The 4337-nt window shown below is 58.3% G+C and carries 4 protein-coding genes; 1 reads left to right on the top strand and 3 read right to left on the bottom strand.

The annotated features are described in order from the left end of the window. The 3 genes from cysW to L692_RS0120710 all read right to left on the bottom strand — a co-directional run. On the bottom strand, positions 1-742 hold a 742-nt coding region (gene cysW / locus L692_RS0120700), incomplete at its 3' end, for a sulfate ABC transporter permease subunit CysW (RefSeq protein WP_025701937.1). A gap of 34 nt (positions 743-776) precedes the next feature. Beyond that, the gene (gene cysT, locus L692_RS0120705; protein ID WP_025701938.1) at positions 777-1613 is read right to left on the bottom strand and encodes a sulfate ABC transporter permease subunit CysT; all 837 of its coding nucleotides are present in this window, start codon (positions 1611-1613) and stop codon (positions 777-779) included. Positions 1614-1695: 82 nt separating this feature from the next. Continuing rightward, positions 1696-2796, bottom strand: a complete 1101-nt coding sequence (locus L692_RS0120710; RefSeq protein ID WP_025701939.1) for a sulfate ABC transporter substrate-binding protein — start codon at positions 2794-2796, stop codon at positions 1696-1698. Positions 2797-3127: 331 nt separating this feature from the next. On the opposite strand from L692_RS0120710, the gene L692_RS0120715 reads away from it, so the two are divergent. After that, positions 3128-4337, top strand: a 1210-nt coding sequence (locus tag L692_RS0120715; protein WP_025701940.1) for an alpha/beta hydrolase, incomplete at its 3' end; no start/stop codon positions are given.

Here is a 4337-nt window from a genome sequence, read left to right on the forward strand (position 1 = left end):
TCTCCACGTGCAGCGGGAGTGTATTCGTCTCCCCGCGAATATGACCCGATACAACCGAGACGGCGCCAAATTCACCCATCGCCCGGGCGTTGCACAGAATAATGCCGTACAAGAGACCCCATTTGATATTGGGAAGCGTTACGCGAAAAAAGATTTGCCAGCCCTTTGCGCCCAGCGTCAGCGCAGCTTCCTCCTCCTGCGTTCCCTGATCCTCCATCAGCGGGATCAATTCACGGGCCACGAACGGAAATGTTACGAACAGCGTGGCGAGCACGATGCCCGGAACCGCGAACACGATTTTGATATCATGTTCGCCAAGCCATGGTCCGAACCAGCCATGCGCGCCGAAGACCAGAACATAGATAAGACCGCCGATGACCGGCGAAACGGCAAAGGGAAGGTCAATAAGCGTAATGAGCATTCCCTTGCCGCGAAATTTGAACTTCGCTACGGCCCAAGCGGCCGCTACGCCGAATATCGTATTCAGCGGCACGGTAATGCCCGCTACCAGAAGGGTCATCCGCAGCGCCGAAGCGGCGTCGGGGTCCTTCAGCGCTTCCAGGTATACATTCCAGCCCTGCTTGAGCGCCTCGGTCAGCACAATCACCAGCGGGAGCACAATCAGCCACAGCAGCACCAGCCCGGCCGCTCCGACCAGCAGCCATTTAACCGCGGACGATTCATTCACAGCAATCGCGGGCGCCTGCGGCCGTCTCGCGCGAAGCGGGACAGTTCCAGCCATCCTAATTCCTCCTTAAATTCAAGTAGTGCGGGTCTTAGCGCGACGCCTTGCGGGTCCATCGCTGAAGCATGTTGATCACAAAAAGCATCAGGAAGGAAATAAGGAGCAGCAGCAGCGCCACCGCCGTCGCTCCGGCATAATCGTACTGCTCCAGCTTGGACATGATGAGCAGCGGAGCAATCTCCGTCCGCATGGGCATGTTGCCCGAGATGAATACAACCGAGCCATACTCGCCGAGCCCCCGGGCAAAAGCCAGGGCAAAGCCGGTGAGCAGGGGCGGAATCAGCTCCGGCAGCACAACCTTGCGGAAGATGCGCCAGCGTCCCGCCCCGAGTGTGGCGGCCGCCTCCTCCGTGTCCTTCTCCATATCCTCAAGAACCGGCTGAACGGTTCGAACGACAAAAGGAATACCAATGAACATCAGCGCCAGCGTAATGCCCAGCGGCGTGAACGCCACTTTCAGGCCGAGCGGCTCAAGGAAGGAGCCGATCCAACCGTTGCCGGAATACAGCGCCGTCAGCGAGACCCCTGCCACCGCCGTCGGCAGCGCGAACGGCAGATCGATCAGGGCGTCGAAGATTCTTTTTCCCGGAAACCGGTAGCGTACCAGCACCCAGGCCAGCAGCAGTCCGAGCAGCCCGTCCACAAGCGCGGCCGCCGCCGAGGTGGTCAGACTGACCCGGTAGGAGGCCAGAACCCGAGGGTCCGTGGCCACCGACCAAAATTTCGCAAAGGTCAGTCCCGTTGAATTGAACAGCAGCGCAGCCAGCGGAATCAGCACGACAAGACTCAAATATAAAATGCTGTACCCCATGGTCAGACCGAATCCCGGCAGCACTCCCCGCCGCGTCGCCTTAGCAGAGACACTCATCGATTGTTCATCCTTTCTTCGCCTTCGGCTCGGTTCCGCCGATCAGCACCGCCATATTTCCTGCTTCTATCCCCAAGTCCTCTTATTTGCCCGGAACGTAAATCTTGTCGAAGACACCGCCGTCATTAAAATGCTTCTCCTGCGTTTCGGTCCATGTTCCGAATTTATCGGCGAGCGTGAAGAGCTTGATATCCGGGAACTTGGACTTGTACTCTTCCTTAACACTGTCAAGCGTTGGACGGTAGTAGTTCTCCGCGGCGATTTTTTGCCCTTCTTCGCTGTACAGATATTTCAGGTAAGCATCAGCAACCTCACGGGTTCCCTTCTTGTCGACCACTTTGTCGACTACAGCCACCGGAGGCTCAGCCAAAATACTCTCCGAAGGATATACGATATCGAATTTATCCTTGCCCAGCTCATTTACGGACAGGTAAGCCTCGTTCTCCCAAGCCAGCAGCACGTCGCCGATTCCGCGTTCTACAAAAGTCGTGGTCGCGCCGCGCGCCCCGGTATCAAGCACAGGCACATGCGTGAACAGATTCTTGATAAATTCCTGCGCCTTGGCCTCGTCATTGTTGTTCTGATCCAGCGCATAGCCCCAAGCCGCCAGGTAGTTCCAGCGGGCGCCGCCCGATGTCTTCGGATTCGGAGTGATGACCTCAACGCCATCCTTCAGCAGATCCGGCCAATCCTTGATGCCTTTCGGATTTCCCTTGCGCACCAGGAATACGATCGTCGAGGTGTAAGGGGAGCTGTTATGCTCATACTTGCTCTGCCAGCCTTCGTTAATCAGGCCCGCCGTTTGCAGAGCATCGATATCATAGCCAAGCGCCAGCGTCACAACATCGGCTTCCAGGCCGTCGAGCACGGCGCGGCTTTGTTTGCCCGAACCGCCATGAGACTGCTTAATGGTTACTTTCTGTCCGGTCTCTTTCTCCCAATAAGCGGAGAACGCCTTGTTATAGTTCTCGTACAATTCACGCGTAGGATCATAGGAAACGTTCAGCAGCTCCACCGGGTCCTTCGATGGCGCGGGCGCCGTCGAAGGCGCTGCGCTGCCTCCAGCCGCAGGCGCGGCAGACGATTCGCTCTCCGCTCCGTTATTGCCGCCGCAAGCTGTCAGGCCCGCCGTCAGCAGCAGCGCAAATCCTGTCAACAATCCCTTTTTCAACCCTTTTCTCATTTCAGTCACTCCCCCATTTGATATACCTGTTTGTTGCAAAAAACAGACAGTAGAACCCCGCCGGAATCGTATACCGGCAAACAGCCGCTACGCTCCTTGACATGGGTTTCGCCGTCTGTACGGTAAAAATATTTATTATTACTACCGGATTAGTAGGTTATGGATTTATAATAATAGTCCCCCCGATTCTTGTCAACCCTTTATTTTCAGTTGGAAAACAAGGAATTAGCGCATTCCAGCAAGCATCACTTGTCAGAGAGGGCGGCAAAGGGCTATTATGGCTACATCTTATCGCAATTGTCAGCATAGCAGCGAAGCAGGGGGATAAAGAATGAATCTGGAACCGGTGCAGCCGGCCGCTCCGCAAAGACCCGTGCGCCACAGGCGCTTAACGGGCATTGTCGCCAACCGAATCCGTGAAACCTGCCGCTATGATACCCGCCTGTGGCGCAGCGGGATTGCCGGACCGTGGTTAATCAGCTTCGCGGCCTGCTCCGCCCTTATGCTCGGGACTCCCACCGGCCTCGGAAGGCCGGCGGATCTGATGCTGGCCGCAGGAGCCGGAACCGTCCTTCTGGCTGCGGCAGGCCTTCTGGCGGCCGCGCTGCTCGCACTGGCAGCATTGCGTCTTCCCCGGCTGTTCACGGGATGCCTGCTCGGCAGCGCGGGCATTGTTATGGTCATTCTCTGCAATGCCGACATCACCGCCGGCGCTTCCGCCATCGCCGCCGCAGCTCTCGCCGTGCTCGGAGCGGCTTTGGGCATCGCCATCGGACTCCTGCGGACAGGCAAATTTCTCCCGGGACTGCTGCTCATCGCGGCGTTGTCGACTCTTCCGTTCATTCCGGCGGACGGATCGCGGCTGGAGCACGGCGCCGCTGCGGACCGGTCGGTGGATGCCGGGCCGGGAAATGGCGCCGCCGCCCCTCTCGCGGCGGACAATCCGGGCTTGCCCGGCGCGTATGCTTACCGGAGCTTCACCTATGGAAGCGGCAGCGACCGGCACCGGGCCGAATACGGGAGCGGAGCGTCCGTCCGCTCGGCTCCGGCGGACGCTTCCTCCTATATAAAGAAGTGGTCTCCGCTGCGCACGCTGTTCTGGGGCTTTGGTCCGGAATCATTGCCGCTGAACGGGCGGGTATGGATGCCGGAGGGAGACGGTCCTTTTCCACTCGTGCTTATCGTTCACGGCAACCATATGATGGAGGACTTCTCGGACGGAGGCTACGCCTATCTCGGAGAACTGCTTGCGAGCCGCAGATTCATCGCCATTTCCCTGGACGAGAACTTCCTGAATTATTCGGCCTGGTCGGGCATTCCGGATAACGACCACAAGCTGCGCGCCTGGATCATTCTGAAGCATCTGGAGCAGCTCGCCTCCTTCTCGGATACGCCGGATAACCCTTTCTACAGCAAAATTGATTTTGCCAAAACGGCCCTCGTCGGGCACAGCCGGGGCGGACAGGCGGTTGCCATGGCGGCGGATGCGCAGCGCTGGTTCAAGGACGATCCCGCGCTTCAATCGGCAGGCCGCTTCCATA

It is taken from the genome of Paenibacillus forsythiae T98, assembly GCF_000520735.1.
Classification (GTDB): Bacteria; Bacillota; Bacilli; order Paenibacillales; family Paenibacillaceae; genus Paenibacillus_AQ; species Paenibacillus_AQ forsythiae.